This is a genomic window from Pseudomonas sp. WJP1 (assembly GCF_028471945.1).
Taxonomy (GTDB): Bacteria; Pseudomonadota; Gammaproteobacteria; order Pseudomonadales; family Pseudomonadaceae; genus Aquipseudomonas.
Genome location: NZ_CP110128.1, coordinates 1,758,707 through 1,775,929 on the forward strand (window position 1 = coordinate 1,758,707; position 17,223 = coordinate 1,775,929).

Here is a 17,223-nt window from a genome sequence, read left to right on the forward strand (position 1 = left end):
TGATTCATGCAAGTTAAGCGTTTTTTCGCCGCCGATATGCGTCAGGCCATGAAGCTGGTTCGTGAAGAGCTGGGCGCCGATGCCGCGATCATTGGCAACCGCCGCATCGCCGGTGGTGTCGAGATTACGGCTGCCCTGGATTACCAACCGTCGGCGCTGGCCCCGCGCGTGCCGAACATGGAACTCGAGGACGAGCTGCGCAAGACTCAGTCGCGGATCGTCACTGCCCAGGCCGAATTGAGCCTGCGCGGCGAGGGCGATAGCGACAAGGGCACCAATCAACAGTTGTTTGCCGGCCTGCCGCTGACCGCTGCCGAACCGCTGATCGAACCGACCCTTGCCGAAGCGCGCCGTCCCGCTCCAGCACCTGCCCCGGCGGCCGCGATTGATACGCGGGTCTTCGACTCGATGCGTTCGGAGCTCAACAGCCTGCGCGAACTCATGGAAGTGCAACTGGGTTCGCTGGCCTGGAACCAGCTGCAGGGCAGTCGCCCGGACCAGGCGACCCTGTGGCGTCGCCTGCAACGCATTGGCGTGTCCGGCCCGTTGTCGCGGGACCTGCTGGCGCTGGTCAGTGAAATTGAAGAACCCCGTCAGGCCTGGCGCATGTTGCTGGCGCACCTGGCGCGGATGATCGTCACGCCGGAAATGGAACCGCTGGAAGAAGGCGGTGTAATCGCCATGGTCGGCCCGGCCGGCATGGGCAAGACCACCACATTGGCCAAGCTGGCGGCCCGTTACGTGCTTAAGTACGGCGCGCAGAACATTGCGCTGGTGAGCATGGACAGCTTCCGCATCGGTGCCCAGGAACAGCTCAAGACCCTCGGGCGGATCCTCAATGTGCCGGTGACCCACGTCGATCCGAACCAGTCGCTGGTCCAGGCGCTGGATCCCTTGTTGCGCAAGCGCGTGGTGCTGATCGATACCGCCGGCCTGCAAGCCAGCGACCCGGCCCTGCGCATGCAGCTCGAAAGCCTGGCCGCTCGAGGCATCCGCTCAAAAAATTATCTGGTCCTGGCAACCACCAGCCAGAAACAGGTTCTAACCGCCGCTTATCACAGTTACAAGCGTTGCGGGCTCGCTGGCTGCATCCTGACTAAACTGGATGAAACGGCAAGCTTGGGCGAGGTGTTGAGTCTGGCCATCAGCCATGAGTTGCCGGTGGCCTACCTGACCGATGGCCCGCGGATTCCGGATGATCTGCATCTGCCGCGTCGTCATCAACTGGTCAGTCGGGCCGTCAGCGTGCAAATGCAGGAAGAACCCAGCGAAGAGGCCATGGCTGACATGTTCGCTGATATCTACCACAGTCCGACCAAGCAGGTTGGCTGAGGTAACAATGAATAGTTTTTGTACCCTACATCGATGGCCTGCCATGCATTGTTCCGGTTGTGAACGCGCAGCCAGTTATGTGGCCCCGTCTATGCAGAACAAGGTAAAGAAATAACATGGGCAGCATGCATCCTGTACAGGTGATCGCGGTGACCGGCGGCAAAGGTGGCGTCGGCAAAACTAACGTGTCAGTGAACTTGTCCCTGGCTTTGGCTGAGCTTGGCCGGCGCGTCATGCTGCTGGACGCCGACCTGGGCCTGGCGAACGTCGACGTTCTGTTGGGGCTGACACCCAAACGTACCCTGGCCGATGTGATCGAAGGCCGCTGTGAACTGCGTGACGTACTGTTGCAGGGCCCCGGCGGCATCCGCATCGTTCCCGCGGCGTCCGGCACCCAGAGCATGGTCCACTTGAGCCCGGCCCAGCACGCCGGCCTGATCCAGGCCTTCAGCGACATCGGTGACAATCTCGACGTGCTGGTGATCGACACGGCGGCGGGCATTGGTGAATCTGTGGTCAGTTTCGTGCGCGCGGCCCAGGAAGTGTTGCTGGTGGTGTGCGACGAGCCGACCTCGATCACTGACGCCTATGCGTTGATCAAGTTGCTCAACCGCGATTACGGCATGAACCGTTTCCGCGTGCTGGCCAACATGGCGCAGAGCCCCCAGGAAGGGCGCAACCTGTTCGCCAAGTTGACCAAGGTCACCGACCGCTTCCTCGACGTCGCCCTGCAATACGTCGGCGCGGTGCCTTACGACGAAAGCGTGCGCAAGGCCGTGCAGAAGCAGCGCGCCGTCTACGAGGCCTTCCCGCGCTCCAAGTGCTCGCTGGCATTCAAGGCGATCGCGCAGAAGGTCGATACCTGGCCGTTGCCCGCCAACCCGCGCGGGCACCTGGAGTTTTTCGTCGAGCGCCTCGTGCAACAAACGGCAGGACCGGTGCTATGACCGCCAGCGGTTACAACCTCTACAAGGCATCGGCGCGTAACGCGCAGTACGAGCTGATCGAGCGTTACGCGCCGCTGGTTAAACGCATTGCCTATCACTTGCTGGCGCGTCTGCCGGCCAGTGTCCAGGTCGAAGACCTGATCCAGGCCGGGATGATCGGCCTGCTGGAAGTATCGACCAAATACGACGCCAGCAAAGGCGCCAGTTTCGAGACCTACGCAGGCATCCGCATCCGCGGCGCCATGCTCGATGAAGTGCGCAAGGGTGACTGGGCGCCTCGTTCGGTCCACCGCAATACGCGAATGGTCAGCGACGCCATTCGCTCGATTGAAGCGAAAACCGGCCGTGACGCTAAAGATCACGAAGTTGCGGCCGAACTCCAATTGAGTCTTGACGATTACTACGGGATTTTGAACGACACCCTGGGCAGCCGCCTGTTCAGTTTCGACGACCTGTTGCAGGACGGCGAACATGAAGGGCTGCACGAGGACGGCGCCAGTGCTCATCTGGAACCGTCTCGCGATCTGGAAGATGAACGCTTCCAGGCAGCGCTGGCGGACGCGATCGCCAATTTGCCGGAGCGTGAGCGATTGGTGTTGGCGCTGTACTACGACGAAGAACTGAATCTCAAGGAAATCGGCGAGGTCCTGGGGGTCAGCGAATCCCGGGTCAGCCAGTTACACAGCCAGTGCGCGGCCCGTTTGCGGGGGCGTCTGGGAGAGTGGCGAGCGCGCTGAAGGCAGTGTGGGGGCACTGCGACGCGGTTGGTGGGGTGATGAACCGCGCCGGCCTCGATCCGTTGTAACCCAAACAGTCATCAAGTGTTTCGCCAGATTGATTGAAATGGCGCGTCCAGGTGCTGGGCGCGTTTTAGTCTGCTTGGAGGTCGAATTGGACAAGAACATGAAAATCCTCATCGTTGATGACTTCTCAACGATGCGGCGGATCATCAAGAACCTGTTGCGTGACCTTGGGTTCACCAACACGGTCGAGGCCGACGATGGCACTACCGCCATTCCGGTACTCAACAGCGGGAGCATCGACTTTCTGGTGACGGACTGGAACATGCCTGGCATGACCGGTATCGATCTGCTGCGCCACGTGCGCGCCGATGAAAGGCTCAAGCACCTGCCCGTGCTGATGGTGACTGCCGAAGCCAAGCGCGAGCAGATCATCGAAGCGGCCCAGGCCGGCGTAAACGGCTATGTCGTCAAACCCTTCACGGCCCAGGCGTTGAAAGAAAAAATCGAGAAGATTTTCGAACGCATCGGTTGAACTGCGCCACGGGGGAGCTATGGGGCATAACGAATCATCCCAGGGCGATTTTGAATCGACCCTGAAAAAACACGCCGTCGAATTGGTCGCGAGCCTTGAAAAGGGCAGGTTCGGCGATGCTGTGCAATTGATCCATGAGCTCAACCAGACCCGTGACCGCGGCCTGTATCAGGAAGTGGGCAAGCTCACCCGCGAGCTGCATAGCGCGATCGTCAACTTCCAGATTGACCCGCACATGCCGCAAGCCGAGGAAGTGTCACAGATCACCGACGCCACCGAGCGCCTGGGGTATGTGGTGAAGCTGACCGAAGCCGCCGCCAACCGCACCATGGACCTGGTGGAAAACGCCACACCGCTGGTCAACAGCCTGGCTGACGAAGCCCAGGGCTTGAGCACCGACTGGGGCCGCTTCATGCGCCGCGAAGTCGGGGCTGAAGAGTTTCGTGAGTTGGCCCGGCGCGTCGACGGCTTCCTGGCGCGCAGCAGCGCGGACAACCGTGCGGTGTCGAGCAATCTCAATGACATTCTGCTTGCCCAGGATTACCAGGACCTCACCGGCCAGGTGATCAAGCGCGTGACCCAGTTGGTCACCGAAGTAGAAAGCAACTTGCTCAAGCTCGTGCTGATGGCCAGTCAGGTAGACCGCTTTGCGGGCATCGAACATGACCGTGCGGCGATGCTTGCAGAAAAAGATCCACAAAAACATCTCTCCAAGGGTGAAGGTCCGCAGATTCATGCCGATAAAAGAGAAGACGTTATGTCCGGTCAGGACGATGTGGACGATTTGTTATCCAGCCTAGGTTTTTAGAATTTAAGAATTTTAGGTTTTTGGGTTTTTAGACCTGTAGGAGCACCCCCTTAATGAGCTTCGGCGCCGATGAAGAGATCCTTCAGGATTTCCTGGTTGAGGCCGGCGAGATTCTAGAGCAACTGTCCGAGCAACTGGTCGAGCTGGAAAGCCGTCCGGATGATGCGGACTTGCTCAATGCAATTTTTCGCGGTTTTCACACTGTAAAAGGGGGCGCTGGCTTCCTCCAGCTCAACGAGCTGGTGGAGTGCTGCCACATCGCCGAGAACGTATTCGACATCCTGCGCAAGGGCGAACGTCGCGTCGACTCGGAATTGATGGACGTGGTCCTCGAAGCGCTGGATGCGGTGAACGGCATGTTCAGCGAAGTGCGCGAACGCTGCCCGATCACGGCTGCAACCCCCGAGTTGCTGGCGGCACTGGCCCGTCTGGCCGAGCCGCAAGCGGCTGACGAGGTGGCTGCTGCGCCTGCTGCAGTGGTTGAAGCGGCAGTGGTCGAAGCCGATTCAGGCGATATTACCGATAACGAATTCGAACAGTTGCTGGACTCGCTGAACGCCGTCAAGGCCCAGGCCGAAGCGCCAGCCGTTGTTCCTGCACCTGCCAGCGAAGTGGCTGCAAGCGATACGGCTGTCAGCGACGAAATCACCGATGCCGAGTTCGAGTCGTTGCTCGATCAACTGCACGGCAAGGGCAAGTTCGCCGTCGATGCGGTGGCCCCGGCGCCCGCCGCGCCACCAGAGCCTAAAGCCGCTGGCGATAGCTCCGACATCACCGACGAAGAATTCGAAGCCTTGCTCGACCAGTTGCACGGCAAGGGCAACTTTGCGGTCGAGGCGCTGGAATCGGCCATCGCATCGGTGCCTGCTCCGGCAGCGCCCACCGCAGCGGCGGCCGGCAGTGACCTGATCAGCGACCATGAATTCGAGGCACTGCTCGACGAATTGCACGGCAAAGGCAAGTTCAGCGAAGTCGGCACCGCGACAGCAACGAGCGGCTCGAATACCTCGGTGGCGGCATCGACCGCCAAGGTCGTTGCACCTAAGCCCGTGGCCAAGGCGCCCGAACCGAAAGCCGAAGCGCCGGCACCGGTTGCCGCCGCGGTACCGGCTGCGGCCCGTGCCCCGGCTGCGCCGCCCGCGGAAAAGCCGGCCAGCGAAGCCGAGACCACCGTGCGGGTCGATACCGCGCGGCTCGACGAGATCATGAACATGGTCGGCGAACTGGTGCTGGTGCGGAACCGCCTGGTGCGCCTGGGCGCCAACAGTGCCGACGAAGCCATGTCCAAGGCCGTGTCGAACCTCGACGTGGTCACGGCCGACCTGCAGACCGCGGTCATGAAGACCCGGATGCAGCCGATCAAGAAAGTCTTCGGGCGCTTCCCGCGCCTGGTTCGCGACCTGGCGCGCCAGCTCAAGAAAGAGATCAACCTGGAGCTGGTCGGCGAAGACACCGACCTCGACAAGAACCTGGTCGAGGCCCTGGCCGACCCGCTGGTCCACCTGGTGCGCAACGCGGTCGACCACGGCATCGAATCGCCGGAAGAACGCGAAGCCTCGGGCAAGGCCCGTGGCGGCAAGGTGATCCTGGCGGCCGAGCAGGAAGGCGATCACATCCTGTTGTCGATCTCCGACGACGGCAAGGGCATGGACCCGAATGTCCTGCGGGCCATCGCGGTAAAACGCGGGGTGATGGACAAGGACGCGGCCGACCGCCTGAGCGATACCGAGTGCTACAACCTGATCTTCGCCCCGGGTTTCTCGACCAAGACCGAGATCTCCGACGTGTCGGGTCGTGGCGTGGGCATGGACGTGGTGAAAACCAAGATCTCCCAGCTCAACGGTTCGATCAACATCTATTCGGCCAAGGGCCAGGGCTCGAAAATCGTCATCAAGGTGCCGCTGACCCTGGCGATCATGCCGACCCTGATGGTCATGCTCGGCAACCAGGCGTTCGCCTTCCCGCTGGTGAACGTCAACGAGATCTTCCACCTCGACCTGTCGCGCACCAACGTGGTCGACGGCCAGGAAGTGGTGATCGTGCGGGACAAGGCACTGCCGTTGTTCTACCTCAAGCGCTGGCTGGTCAGCTCCGCCGCTCACGAAGAGCAGCGCGAAGGCCACGTGGTGATCCTTTCGGTGGGCACCCAGCGGATCGGCTTTGTCGTCGACCAGCTGGTGGGCCAGGAAGAAGTGGTCATCAAGCCATTGGGCAAAATGCTCCAGGGAACCCCGGGCATGTCGGGCGCCACCATTACCGGTGACGGCCGCATCGCGCTGATTCTCGATGTTCCGAGCATGCTCAAGCGTTACGCCACACGGCGTATTTGATTCTGGCGCAGCGGTGGCGACTGACGCCTCGCTGCGTCTAATGGAGTGTTTATGGCAGTCAAGGTCCTGGTGGTGGACGATTCAGGGTTTTTCCGTCGCCGCGTCTCGGAAATTCTTTCAGCGGATTCCAATATCCAGGTCGTCGGCACGGCGACCAATGGCAAAGAGGCGATCGATCAGGCGCTGGCCCTCAAGCCGGACGTGATCACCATGGACTACGAGATGCCGATGATGGACGGCATCACCGCGGTACGGCACATCATGCAGCGCTGCCCGACCCCGGTCTTGATGTTTTCCTCGCTGACCCATGAAGGCGCCCGGGTCACCCTGGACGCGCTGGACGCCGGCGCGGTGGACTTCCTGCCGAAGAACTTCGAAGACATCTCGCGCAACCCCGAGAAGGTCAAGCAACTGCTGTGCGAGAAGATCCTCAGCATCTCGCGCAGCAATCGTCGCATCAGCAGCTACAGCGCACCGGCGCCGGTGGTAGCACCGGCTCCGACGCCAACGCCTTCGAGCACTTTCGGTTATGGCAGCAGCGCGCCGGTGCGCCCGACCCCCACGCCGATCCCGAGCCGTGCACCTGTGCACGCACCGTCGTCGCCTGCGCCCAAACGCAAAGCCTACAAATTGCTGGCCATCGGTACGTCCACCGGCGGCCCGGTGGCCCTGCAGCGGGTATTGACCCAGCTGCCAGCCAACTTCCCCGCCCCGATCGTGTTGGTCCAGCACATGCCGGCGGCCTTCACCAAGGCGTTCGCCGAGCGCCTGGACAAGCTCTGCCGGATCAGCGTCAAGGAAGCCGAGGACGGCGACATCCTGCGCCCGGGCCTGGCGTTGTTGGCACCCGGCGGCAAGCAGATGATGATCGACGGCCGGGGTGCGGTGAAAATCCTGCCGGGCGACGAGCGCTTGAACTACAAGCCGTGCGTGGACATCACCTTCGGGTCGGCAGCCAAGTCCTATGGCGACAAAGTTCTGGCGGTGGTACTGACCGGCATGGGCGCCGACGGTCGCGAAGGCGCACGCCTGCTCAAGCAGAGCGGCAGTTCGATCTGGGCCCAGGATGAAGCCAGCTGCGTGATCTATGGCATGCCCATGGCCATCGTCAAGGCCGAACTGGCCGACGCGGTGTATGCACTGGACGACATCGGCCGGCACATCGTCGAGGCGTGTGTCTGATGGACGTTTTAAGTCTCATCGGCATCATCATGGCGTTCGTCGCCATCATTGGCGGCAACTACCTCGAAGGCGGACATATCGGTGCGCTGGCCAACGGTCCGGCCGCGTTGATCGTGCTGGGGGGGACCATCGGCGCGGCGTTGCTGCAATCGCCCATGAGCGCCTTCAAGCGTGCCATGCAGATTCTGGCGTGGATCCTGTTTCCTCCGCGGGTCGACCTGGCCGGTGGTATCGATCGCGTCGTCAACTGGAGCCTGACCGCCCGCAAGGAAGGCCTGCTGGGGCTGGAAGGGGTGGCCGATACCGAACCCGACAGCTACTCGCGCAAAGGCCTGCAATTGCTGGTCGATGGCGTCGAGCCGGAAGCGATCCGCAGCATTCTCGAGGTGGATTTCTACACCCAGGAAAGCCGCGACATCGAAGCCGCCAAGGTTTTCGAAAGCATGGGCGGTTATGCGCCGACCATCGGCATCATCGGTGCGGTAATGGGCCTGATTCACGTGATGGGCAACCTGGGCGATCCGTCGCAGCTGGGCAATGGCATCGCCGTGGCCTTCGTCGCCACCATTTACGGTGTGGCCAGTGCCAACCTGGTGTTGCTGCCGATTGCCGCCAAACTCAAGTCCATCGCGTTGCGCCAGTCGCGTTATCGCGAAATGTTGCTGGAAGGAATCCTGTCGATCGCCGAAGGTGAAAACCCGCGCTCTATCGAGTTGAAGCTCCAGGGCTTCATGGATTGATGGGGGTAATGGACTATGGCTCGTCGTCGTCAACATGATGAACATGTAAACCATGAGCGCTGGCTGGTTTCCTACGCCGACTTCATCACCTTGCTCTTCGCGTTTTTCGTGGTGATGTACTCGATTTCGTCGATCAACGAAGGCAAGTACAAAGTCATTTCCGAGGCATTGATCGGCGTCTTCACCGATAGCGATCGCGCGCTCAAGCCAATCCCCATCGGTGACGAGCGGCCGAAGACCGTGACCCCGGCCAAGCCGTTGGTCAAGGACAGTGACCAGGTCGATGCCGGTGTCTCGGGTGCCAGCGATCCGCTCAAGAGCATCGCCGATGACATCAGCGCGGCCTTCGGCGACCTGATCAGCTCCAAACAGATGACCGTGCGCGGCAACGAGTTGTGGGTCGAGATCGAGCTCAATTCCAGCCTGTTGTTCGGCAGCGGCGATGCCATGCCCAGCGACATCGCCTTCAATATCATCGACAAGGTCGCGGCGATCCTCAAACCGTTCGACAACCCGATCCATGTCGAGGGTTTCACCGACGACCAACCGATCCGCACCGCGCAGTATCCCACCAACTGGGAGCTGTCCTCGGCCCGTTCGGCCAGCATCGTGCGCATGCTGGCGATGCAGGGGGTCAATCCCGGTCGCCTGGCCTCGGTGGGCTATGGCGAGTTCCAGCCGGTGGCCAATAACGCCACGGCCGAGGGCCGGGCGCGCAACCGTCGCGTGGTCCTGGTGGTGTCGCGCAACCTCGACGTGCGGCGCAGCCTCACCGCGACGGGGGCGGCCAATGCACAACCGGATGCCGCCTTGAAGCGTGCTGGCACACAAACTGCACCAGCCACGGTCAAGTCGCCGGTTCGAGAGAACGCCGTCAATTCTCCGTCGCCCGCATTAACACGTTGAGCTATTTCCCGGTCGACCCGGCCGGGAGGAACAATCGAATGAGAGTCTGGGCAGTTGCCAATCAAAAGGGTGGTGTCGGTAAAACCACTTCTTCCATCGCTTTAGCCGGGTTACTGGCCGAGGCGGGCAAGCGCGTGGTCGTGGTCGATCTCGACCCCCACGGCTCCATGACCAGCTATTTCGGTTACGACCCCGACAGCCTGGAACACAGCAGCTACGACCTGTTCCTGCATAAAGGCAGCGTGCCCCAGGGCCTGCCCGGCCAGCTGTTGCTGCCCACCAGTCACGAATCCATTTCGCTGTTGCCTTCGAGCACCGCGCTGGCCACCCTTGAGCGCCAGTCGCCGGGCCAGAGTGGCCTGGGCCTGGTGATTGCCAAGAGCCTGGCGCAGTTGTGGCAGGACTTCGATTACGCGGTGATCGACAGCCCGCCGTTGCTCGGGGTGCTGATGGTCAATGCCTTGGCGGCAAGCCAGCAACTGGTGATCCCGGTGCAGACCGAGCACCTGGCGGTCAAAGGCCTGGAGCGAATGGTCAACACCCTGGCGATGATCAATCGTTCGCGCAAGCAGGCCTTGCCGTTCACCATCGTGCCGACCCTGTTCGATCGCCGCACGCAGGCATCCCTCGGTACGCTGCGGGTGTTGCGCGACAAGTTTCCAAACGAAATCTGGCAGGGTTACATCCCGGTCGACACACGCTTGCGCGATGCCAGCCGGGCGGGGCTGACGCCTTCGCAGTTTGACGGCAAGAGCCGAGGCGTCGTTGCCTACCGCGCGCTGCTCAAGCATCTGCTGGCGGCGCAACTCGTTGCGCAGGTGGCATGAGATGCCAATGAACCGGCCATTGAAAATCACCTCGCGTCCGCAACTGGCGCTGCAGACCTATCTGGACAGCCTGCTGCAAGACATCACCGAAGAATTCGCAGCGGAAATCGAAACGCTTCCCGAGGTGATCGAGGCCGACGCTGTGCTGGACGAATTCCAGGCGGCAGTACTCGAAGAGCAGGCTCGCGACGCGCAGAACATCGTCGTCGCAGCCGCCCCGGCGGTAGCGCCGGTAGTGAAAACACCGGTTGCCGTGATCGATGCGCCAACACCTGTTCTGGCACCGGTCTCGACGATCGCACCTTTGCTGCAAACCTTGGTGCCACCCGCCGTCGAAGACCAACAGGTTTTGATTCCGGCCCCTGTCGAAGTGCAACAGGTACTGGTACCGCCATTGGTCGAAGTGCATCTGCCACCCGCTGACATGCCACCGCCGGCAGAAACCGACGGTCGACCAGCCTGGGCGGCCGAACCTTTCGAATGCCTGTTGTTCGATGTCGCCGGGTTGACCCTGGCGGTGCCGCTGGTGTGCCTGGGTTCGATCTATCCACTGGCTGGTCACGAGCTGACGTCGTTGTTTGGTCAGCCGGAGTGGTTCCTTGGCATCCTGCCGAGCCAGGCCGGCAACCTGAAGGTGTTGGACACGGCACGATGGGTCATGCCCGATCGTTACCGCGAGGATTTCAAGCAGGGCCTGCAATACGTGATTTCCGTCCAGGGCTACGATTGGGGGCTGGCGGTGCATCAGGTCAGTCGCTCGTTGCGCCTGGACCCGAACGAAATCAAATGGCGCAGCCACCGTGGCCAACGGCCGTGGCTGGCGGGCACGGTGATTGAACACATGTGTGCATTGCTCGATGTCTGCGAACTGGCCGAGTTGATCGCCAGCGGTGGGGCCAGGCACATGGGCGGCACGAAGCCGCCCCATAAAACTACATAACAGAACAATACCGCCTGGGCGGTTTCTTGAGGGGATCAGGGTATGAATGACAAGGCGACGGCGGCAAAGGGTTCCGAAGATCCGATCCTGCAATGGGTCACCTTCAAGCTGGACAACGAGACCTACGGCATCAACGTGATGCGCGTCCAGGAAGTCCTGCGCTACACCGAAATCGCCCCGGTACCGGGCGCTCCGAGCTATGTGCTGGGCATCATCAACCTGCGCGGCAACGTGGTCACCGTGATCGACACCCGCCAGCGCTTCGGCCTGATGAATGCCGAAATCAGCGACAACACCCGCATCGTCATCATCGAAGCCGACAAGCAAGTGGTCGGGATCATGGTCGACAGCGTGGCCGAAGTGGTTTACCTGCGTCAGTCGGAAATCGAGACCGCGCCGAACGTCGGTAACGAAGAGTCCGCCAAGTTCATCCAGGGCGTGTGCAACAAGAACAACGAACTGCTGATCCTTGTCGAGCTGGACAAGATGATGAGCGAAGAAGAATGGTCGGACCTGGAGAACATCTGATTGATTCTCGAGGTGGCGGTCATTGTCCTGTTCCTGTTCTGGGCAGGCACGCTGGCAATGTTTTTGTCCTACATCCGCGGGCAAAAGCTGATCGCCGCGCAACAGGCCCAGGGCGATGCGCAGCGCGACCAGCGCATCAAGGATTTGGGCAGGCGCGTCGACAATTACCAGGATGGCAATGTGCGCATGGGCGAAGAGCTGCAGGAATTGCGCACGCTCGTCGCGCCATTGCCGGACAAGCTGACCCGGCTGGAACAACGCGATCCCAAGAGCCTGTCATTTGACCAGGCGGCGAAACTGGTCGGCATGGGCGCCAGCGTCGACGAACTGACCCAGTCCTGCGGCCTGACCCAGGCCGAGGCGGAGTTGATGAGCAAGGTGCACAAGAACTGAGCCTCCCGGATCGTTCCCACGCTCTGCGTGGGAATGCCTCTTGGGACGCTCTGCGTTCCGCTTCCAGGATGTGACGCGGAGCGTCACGGGCTGCATTCCCACGCAGAGCGTGGGAACGATCAAGAGATCCGAGCCTGCTCGCGAAGGCGTCCTGGAACCTTCAGTAGTCATCCCCGCGTTCGGTGATGTCCTTCTCGACCATCAGCCCATCCGGATCCTGCCCCACCGGAAACTTACCTTTCAAGTTCCACGCAAACGCAATGATCTCGGCAATCGTGAGATAGAGTTCCTGCGGGATACTGTCCCCCAACTCCATCCGCGCCAACAGGCTCACCAGTTCGGCGTTCTCGTAGATCGGCACTTCGCAGTCGCGAGCGATGCGCAGGATTTCTTCCGCCAGTTCCTCGTCGCCCTTGGCCGTGAGGGTAGGGGCGTGGGTGCCGTCGTACTTGAGGGCGATGGCCTGGCGTGGGGCGTTGGGGTTTTTCATGCGTTTTCGTCGACCCAGCGTTGTTCGAGGCGGGTTTGTGGACCTTGGGGAGGTTTGCCGAGGTGGCAGTCGAGATCGCCGACGTTCAACCCTGCGGCCAGCATTCGTTGGCGCAATGCCGCCAGGTTGTTTTCGATCAGGCTGGCGGTGTAGGCGCGTTCGGCCCACAGCTGGCTGCTGAGGCTGCCCTGGATCAGCTGCGCCTGAACCTGCAACGGCCCGAGCGGTTCCATGTCGAACGCCAGTTCGATGCGCCATAGTTGTTGCTTGGGCAGGCGTTCCTCCTGGCGTTCCTTGGGTTGCTCTCTTTCGGGAGCCTCTTCGCGCTGGAACTTGACCTGCAACGGCACGATGTCCTGCAGGTTGCGCATCGGAATCTCCAGCTGCCAAGTACTCATCAGGCGCCCGTCTGGTGTGACACCGGTCTGCTCCAAGCTGGACAGCTGGTGGCTTTGCAGGCGTGAAACCGCGGCTGCGGCCAGGCGCAGCAGGTGTTCCAGATCATCTTCGCCTTCGGCGCTTTGCAACAGCCGCGAAGGCAGCGGGAAACTGGTCGGCGACGGCTTGGCGCTGACCTGGCCGAGCATGCCCAGGGCATTGCGCACGAAACTCGGCATGGCCTGGGCCAAGGTGTTGGCGGCGATGATCGCACTGAGCTGGGTGCTGGCCGGCAGCGCGGATGACAACTGGCCGACCAGTTTGAGCAAGTCGCCTTTCATGTCAGGCGCCAGGTTCTGGCCGCCCAGCAGTTTCGATTCCAGGAATGCACCGCTGCTGGCCAGCGCCTGGGCCAGGCCTTTGGCGCTGCTCAATTGCTGGATGTCCGGCAGGCCGGCGAGCAACCTGTCCACGGCCGTGCGCAGCTCGCTTGAGGTCTGAGTCGAGGCCGGCAGGTTTTGCAGCAGTTTGAGCAAGCCGTCCAGTGAGCCCTGGCGACTTTGTTGGCTGACAAGTTGCTGGGTCACAGCCAATTGTTCCTGGCGGCTGCTCAAGGGCACGAACTTCAAGGTCTGAGCATCCTGCACCTGGGCGCTGAGCAAGGTGCCGATGCGCAACGGCTGCGAACTGTCGATGCTAAGCGTGCTGCCGCTCAGCGCGGTGTTGAGCAGGCTGACCATCGAGCGGAACACCGTGGCTTGCCCCGGTACAGGCGGCAACGCCTGGGAGGTCAGCACTTTACCCTGCAGCAGGGTGCCCGCCGGCATTTGCGCAGTGTCGATGCGGGTGAGGGTGGCGACGCTGGAAGCGATGGCTTGCTGCACGGTGACCGCCAGGTTGCCCGCCGAAGGTTGGGTGACCGCGATGCTTGTGCCTTGGGCCAAGGGCTGATTGCTGGTGGCCTGGAGCATGGTCTGCCGACCGTTTTCGAGGGTCAGCTTGAGCAGCAATTGAAAGGCCTGATCCGCCTGCTTGAGCGACAGCACTTCCGCCTTGGCGGTCTGGCCGGCGGTGATCAGGCCCTCCATCGGCGTCAGTAGCTTGAGCAACTCGCCACTGACCGCCGGTGTACGCGGGGTCGCCGCGGTGGCCTGCGGCAGCGGGAGGATGTTCATTTCGCCTGTCATACGCGGTCACAACCTTGGGAAATTGCACGCTTGAGAGTAGGAAATGGCATGTATAATGCCGTCCCGTTGTATACAGAATGCGGAAAATTTCACAGTTAATTGACGCAGCTCTCTCGTCCGGGCCGCCAATACCTTTATCCTGCATCTCTTTAACGGCCGCACCAGCGCCGACTTGAACCGTATAAGGCCCGTGAACCCTTGACCAGTCCAGTCCTGCAAACCGTTGCCCTTGCCTGTGAGCGAGACCTTCGACTGCTCTTCGAAAATCTCGATTTGAGAATGGCCAGTGGCGAAATGGTACAGATCAGTGGTCCCAACGGCAGTGGCAAGACCAGCCTGTTGCGCCTGTTGTCCGGCCTGATGCACCCGACCGCCGGTCAAGTGCTGCTCAACGGTCAGCCGCTGAGCGAGCAACGCGCGGAGCTTGCACGCAATCTCTTGTGGATCGGCCATGCCGCCGGCATCAAGGACTTGCTGACCCCACAAGAGAACCTGAGCTGGCTGTGCGCCCTGCATCAACCGGCGTCCCATGAAGCGATCTGGCAGGCCCTGGCGGCTGTCGGCTTGCGTGGCTTCGAGGATGTTCCCTGCCACACGCTGTCCGCGGGTCAACAGCGCCGCGTGGCACTGGCGCGGCTGTATCTGGACAGCCCGCCGCTGTGGATCCTCGACGAGCCGTTCACCGCCCTCGACAAGCAAGGCGTGGCGCAGCTCGAAGAACACCTGGCCGGCCACTGCGAGCGCGGTGGCATGGTGGTCTTGACCACTCACCACACGCTGAGCCGCATGCCGGCCGCTTATCGCGACATTGATCTGGGGAACTGGGCCGTATGAGTGTTTTCGGCCTGTTGGTCGCCCGTGAGGCCCGTCTGCTGTTCCGCCGTCCGGCTGAACTCGCTAATCCGCTGGTGTTCTTCGCCATCGTCGTTTCGCTGTTCCCGCTGGCGGTCGGTCCCGAGTCTCAATTGTTGCAAACCTTGTCTCCGGGACTGGTCTGGGTGGCGGCCCTTTTATCGGTTTTACTCTCGCTGGACGGGCTTTTTCGCAGTGATTTCGAGGACGGATCGCTGGAACAGTGGGTCCTTTCGCCGCACCCCCTGGCTCTTCTGGTTTTGGCCAAGGTGCTGGCACACTGGGCGTTTTCCGGCCTGGCACTGGTTTTGCTCGCACCTTTGCTGGCGTTGATGCTCGGTTTGCCTGCCGCCTGTCTGCCGGTGTTGCTGCTTTCTTTATTGCTGGGTACACCGGTACTGAGCCTGCTCGGTGCGGTGGGCGCGGCGTTGACGGTCGGTTTGAAGCGTGGCGGCCTGTTGCTGGCCCTGCTGATTCTGCCGTTGTACATCCCGGTGTTGATCCTTGGCAGTGGCGCCTTGCAGGCAGCCTTGCAGGGCATGCCGGCGACCGGTTATCTCTTGTGGCTTGGCAGCCTGACCGCCCTGGCGATAACCCTGACACCCTTTGCAATAGCTGCTGGCCTGAAGATCAGCGTCGGCGAATAATGAGGTCTGGTCAAAAATTGACCAGTAAAGACCCTTTGGCTGTCTCGTGACAACGAGCGGCAACCGTGATGGAAACAGTAATGAACTGGACGTGGTTTCATAAGCTCGGCTCGCCCAAATGGTTTTACGGCATCAGCGGCAAACTGCTGCCCTGGTTGAGCGTCGCGGCGTTGCTGCTGATCGGCGTCGGCGTGGTCTGGGGCCTGGTCTTCGCGCCGCCGGACTACCAGCAGGGCAACAGCTTTCGCATCATTTACATCCACGTTCCGGCCGCCATGCTGGCACAGTCCATCTACGTGATGCTGGCGGTGTGCGGCATCGTAGGCTTGGTGTGGAAGATGAAGCTGGCCGACGTCGCCCTGCAGTGCGCGGCGCCCATCGGTGCCTGGATGACCGCCGTGGCGCTGGTCACCGGGGCGATCTGGGGCAAGCCGACCTGGGGCTCGTGGTGGGTCTGGGATGCACGCCTTACGTCCATGCTGATCCTGCTGTTCCTGTACTTCGGTCTTATTGCGCTGGGCAACGCCATCAGCAATCGTGACAGCGCGGCCAAGGCGTGCGCGGTGCTGGCGATTGTCGGCGTGATCAACATCCCGATCATCAAGTACTCGGTGGAGTGGTGGAACACCCTGCACCAGGGCGCGACCTTCACCCTCACGGAAAAACCGGCGATGCCTGCCGAAATGTGGCTGCCGTTGCTGCTGACGGCGCTGGGTTTCTACTGTTTCTTCGGCGCGGTGTTGCTGCTGCGCATGCGCCTCGAAGTGCTCAAGCGCGAAGCCCGGGCCAGTTGGGTCAAGGCCGAAGTCGAAAACAGCCTGGAGGTCGTTCGATGAGTTTTGCTTCATTCGGCGACTTCCTCGCCATGGGCCATCACGGCCTGTATGTCTGGTCGGCCTACGGCATCTGCCTGGCAGTGCTGGCCCTCAACGTGGCGGCGCCGATCCTGGCCCGCAAGCGGTATCTGCAACAAGAGGCGCGTCGTCTGCGCCGGGAGAACGGCAAGTGAATCCGCTGCGTAAAAAGCGTCTTATCATCATTCTCGCAATCCTGGTCGGGGTCGGCGCCGCCGTGGGCCTGGCCCTGAGCGCCCTGCAGCAGAACATCAACCTGTTTTACACGCCGACCCAGATCGCCAATGGCGAAGCCCCGCAGGGCACGCGTATCCGCGCTGGCGGCATGGTCGAGGCGGGCTCCCTGCAGCGCTCCAGCGACTCGCTGGACGTGAAGTTCGTCGTCACCGACTTCAACAAATCCGTGACCATCGCTTATCGCGGCATCCTCCCTGACCTGTTCCGCGAAGGGCAGGGCATCGTCGCCCTGGGCAAACTCAATGCCGAAGGCGTGGTGCTGGCCGATGAAGTGCTGGCCAAGCACGATGAAAAGTACATGCCGCCGGAAGTGACCAAGGCCTTGAAAGACAGTGGTCAATCCGCCCCAACACCCGCTAAGGAGGGTTGA

At 61.6% G+C, this 17,223-nt stretch carries 20 protein-coding genes; 18 read left to right on the top strand and 2 right to left on the bottom strand.

Annotated elements, in window-relative coordinates; genetic code table 11:
* Positions 1-6 precede the first annotated feature (6 nt).
* The 13 genes from flhF (at position 7) to OH720_RS08070 (ending at position 12,208) form a co-directional block, all read left to right on the top strand.
* Entirely contained in the window at positions 7-1,332 is a 1,326-nt protein-coding gene (gene flhF / locus OH720_RS08010; protein WP_272605166.1) for a flagellar biosynthesis protein FlhF, read from the top strand.
* A gap of 116 nt (positions 1,333-1,448) precedes the next feature.
* Positions 1,449-2,279 (top strand): flagellar synthesis regulator FleN, encoded by an 831-nt coding sequence (gene fleN, locus OH720_RS08015; protein WP_007975361.1) that lies wholly within the window; start codon positions 1,449-1,451, stop codon positions 2,277-2,279.
* Positions 2,276-3,016: an RNA polymerase sigma factor FliA gene (gene fliA / locus OH720_RS08020; protein WP_272605167.1), complete on the top strand. Its 741-nt coding sequence runs from the start codon at positions 2,276-2,278 to the stop codon at positions 3,014-3,016. Before fleN ends, fliA begins: the two co-directional genes overlap by 4 nt.
* A gap of 166 nt (positions 3,017-3,182) precedes the next feature.
* The gene (locus OH720_RS08025; RefSeq protein WP_007975363.1) at positions 3,183-3,554 is read left to right on the top strand and encodes a chemotaxis response regulator CheY; all 372 of its coding nucleotides are present in this window, start codon (positions 3,183-3,185) and stop codon (positions 3,552-3,554) included.
* Positions 3,555-3,573: 19 nt separating this feature from the next.
* Complete coding sequence (locus OH720_RS08030) at positions 3,574-4,362, top strand: protein phosphatase CheZ (RefSeq protein ID WP_180202837.1); 789 nt, start codon at positions 3,574-3,576, stop codon at positions 4,360-4,362.
* A gap of 53 nt (positions 4,363-4,415) precedes the next feature.
* Entirely contained in the window at positions 4,416-6,692 is a 2,277-nt protein-coding gene (locus OH720_RS08035; protein WP_272605168.1) for a chemotaxis protein CheA, read from the top strand.
* A gap of 51 nt (positions 6,693-6,743) precedes the next feature.
* On the top strand, positions 6,744-7,874 hold the full coding sequence (locus tag OH720_RS08040; protein WP_272605169.1) for a protein-glutamate methylesterase/protein-glutamine glutaminase: 1,131 nt from the start codon (positions 6,744-6,746) through the stop codon (positions 7,872-7,874).
* On the top strand, positions 7,874-8,614 hold the full coding sequence (locus tag OH720_RS08045) for a flagellar motor protein (protein WP_008055354.1): 741 nt from the start codon (positions 7,874-7,876) through the stop codon (positions 8,612-8,614). Before OH720_RS08040 ends, OH720_RS08045 begins: the two co-directional genes overlap by 1 nt.
* Before the next feature lie 15 nt (positions 8,615-8,629).
* A complete protein-coding gene (gene motD / locus OH720_RS08050; RefSeq protein ID WP_272605170.1) occupies positions 8,630-9,520 on the top strand; it encodes a flagellar motor protein MotD in 891 nt (296 codons plus the stop codon).
* Positions 9,521-9,558: 38 nt separating this feature from the next.
* Positions 9,559-10,347, top strand: a complete 789-nt coding sequence (locus tag OH720_RS08055; RefSeq protein WP_272605171.1) for a ParA family protein — start codon at positions 9,559-9,561, stop codon at positions 10,345-10,347.
* A gap of 7 nt (positions 10,348-10,354) precedes the next feature.
* Positions 10,355-11,287: a chemotaxis protein CheW gene (locus OH720_RS08060; protein WP_272605172.1), complete on the top strand. Its 933-nt coding sequence runs from the start codon at positions 10,355-10,357 to the stop codon at positions 11,285-11,287.
* A gap of 42 nt (positions 11,288-11,329) precedes the next feature.
* Positions 11,330-11,815 (top strand): chemotaxis protein CheW, encoded by a 486-nt coding sequence (locus OH720_RS08065; protein ID WP_007946765.1) that lies wholly within the window; start codon positions 11,330-11,332, stop codon positions 11,813-11,815.
* Entirely contained in the window at positions 11,816-12,208 is a 393-nt protein-coding gene (locus OH720_RS08070) for a DUF2802 domain-containing protein (protein ID WP_272605173.1), read from the top strand.
* Positions 12,209-12,368: 160 nt separating this feature from the next.
* Here OH720_RS08070 and OH720_RS08075 read toward each other — a convergent pair whose 3' ends face one another.
* Together OH720_RS08075 and fliK are read right to left on the bottom strand one after the other, a co-directional pair.
* A complete protein-coding gene (locus tag OH720_RS08075) occupies positions 12,369-12,698 on the bottom strand; it encodes an EscU/YscU/HrcU family type III secretion system export apparatus switch protein (protein WP_272605174.1) in 330 nt (109 codons plus the stop codon).
* Positions 12,695-14,263, bottom strand: a complete 1,569-nt coding sequence (fliK, locus tag OH720_RS08080) for a flagellar hook-length control protein FliK (protein ID WP_272605175.1) — start codon at positions 14,261-14,263, stop codon at positions 12,695-12,697. Before fliK ends, OH720_RS08075 begins: the two co-directional genes overlap by 4 nt.
* 198 nt (positions 14,264-14,461) lie before the next feature.
* Here fliK and ccmA point away from each other — a divergent pair, with 198 nt between their 5' ends.
* The 5 genes from ccmA to ccmE all read left to right on the top strand — a co-directional run bounded on the left by ccmA (position 14,462) and on the right by ccmE (position 17,223).
* Entirely contained in the window at positions 14,462-15,097 is a 636-nt protein-coding gene (gene ccmA, locus OH720_RS08085) for a cytochrome c biogenesis heme-transporting ATPase CcmA (RefSeq protein ID WP_272605176.1), read from the top strand.
* A complete protein-coding gene (gene ccmB, locus OH720_RS08090) occupies positions 15,094-15,762 on the top strand; it encodes a heme exporter protein CcmB (RefSeq protein WP_007980754.1) in 669 nt (222 codons plus the stop codon). Before ccmA ends, ccmB begins: the two co-directional genes overlap by 4 nt.
* Before the next feature lie 80 nt (positions 15,763-15,842).
* Positions 15,843-16,598 carry a heme ABC transporter permease gene (locus OH720_RS08095; protein WP_272605177.1) on the top strand — a complete coding sequence of 252 codons (756 nt, stop codon included), beginning with the start codon at positions 15,843-15,845 and terminating at the stop codon, positions 16,596-16,598.
* Complete coding sequence (ccmD, locus tag OH720_RS08100) at positions 16,595-16,771, top strand: heme exporter protein CcmD (RefSeq protein ID WP_008055370.1); 177 nt, start codon at positions 16,595-16,597, stop codon at positions 16,769-16,771. The genes OH720_RS08095 and ccmD overlap by 4 nt, the downstream gene beginning before the upstream one ends.
* A complete protein-coding gene (gene ccmE, locus OH720_RS08105; RefSeq protein ID WP_272605178.1) occupies positions 16,768-17,223 on the top strand; it encodes a cytochrome c maturation protein CcmE in 456 nt (151 codons plus the stop codon). Before ccmD ends, ccmE begins: the two co-directional genes overlap by 4 nt.

Bases quoted from the DNA above. Each gene is read 5' to 3' on its own strand.
- flhF (WP_272605166.1), top strand. From the start codon at position 7: ATGCAAGTTAAGCGTTTTTTCGCCGCCGATATGCGTCAGGCCATGAAG.
- fleN (WP_007975361.1), top strand. From the start codon at position 1,449: ATGGGCAGCATGCATCCTGTACAGGTGATCGCGGTGACCGGCGGCAAA.
- fliA (WP_272605167.1), top strand. From the start codon at position 2,276: ATGACCGCCAGCGGTTACAACCTCTACAAGGCATCGGCGCGTAACGCG.
- OH720_RS08025 (WP_007975363.1), top strand. From the start codon at position 3,183: ATGAAAATCCTCATCGTTGATGACTTCTCAACGATGCGGCGGATCATC.
- OH720_RS08030 (WP_180202837.1), top strand. From the start codon at position 3,574: ATGGGGCATAACGAATCATCCCAGGGCGATTTTGAATCGACCCTGAAA.
- OH720_RS08035 (WP_272605168.1), top strand. From the start codon at position 4,416: ATGAGCTTCGGCGCCGATGAAGAGATCCTTCAGGATTTCCTGGTTGAG.
- OH720_RS08040 (WP_272605169.1), top strand. From the start codon at position 6,744: ATGGCAGTCAAGGTCCTGGTGGTGGACGATTCAGGGTTTTTCCGTCGC.
- OH720_RS08045 (WP_008055354.1), top strand. From the start codon at position 7,874: ATGGACGTTTTAAGTCTCATCGGCATCATCATGGCGTTCGTCGCCATC.
- motD (WP_272605170.1), top strand. From the start codon at position 8,630: ATGGCTCGTCGTCGTCAACATGATGAACATGTAAACCATGAGCGCTGG.
- OH720_RS08055 (WP_272605171.1), top strand. From the start codon at position 9,559: ATGAGAGTCTGGGCAGTTGCCAATCAAAAGGGTGGTGTCGGTAAAACC.
- OH720_RS08060 (WP_272605172.1), top strand. From the start codon at position 10,355: ATGAACCGGCCATTGAAAATCACCTCGCGTCCGCAACTGGCGCTGCAG.
- OH720_RS08065 (WP_007946765.1), top strand. From the start codon at position 11,330: ATGAATGACAAGGCGACGGCGGCAAAGGGTTCCGAAGATCCGATCCTG.
- OH720_RS08075 (WP_272605174.1), bottom strand. From the start codon at position 12,698: ATGAAAAACCCCAACGCCCCACGCCAGGCCATCGCCCTCAAGTACGAC.
- fliK (WP_272605175.1), bottom strand. From the start codon at position 14,263: ATGACAGGCGAAATGAACATCCTCCCGCTGCCGCAGGCCACCGCGGCG.
- ccmB (WP_007980754.1), top strand. From the start codon at position 15,094: ATGAGTGTTTTCGGCCTGTTGGTCGCCCGTGAGGCCCGTCTGCTGTTC.
- OH720_RS08095 (WP_272605177.1), top strand. From the start codon at position 15,843: ATGAACTGGACGTGGTTTCATAAGCTCGGCTCGCCCAAATGGTTTTAC.
- ccmD (WP_008055370.1), top strand. From the start codon at position 16,595: ATGAGTTTTGCTTCATTCGGCGACTTCCTCGCCATGGGCCATCACGGC.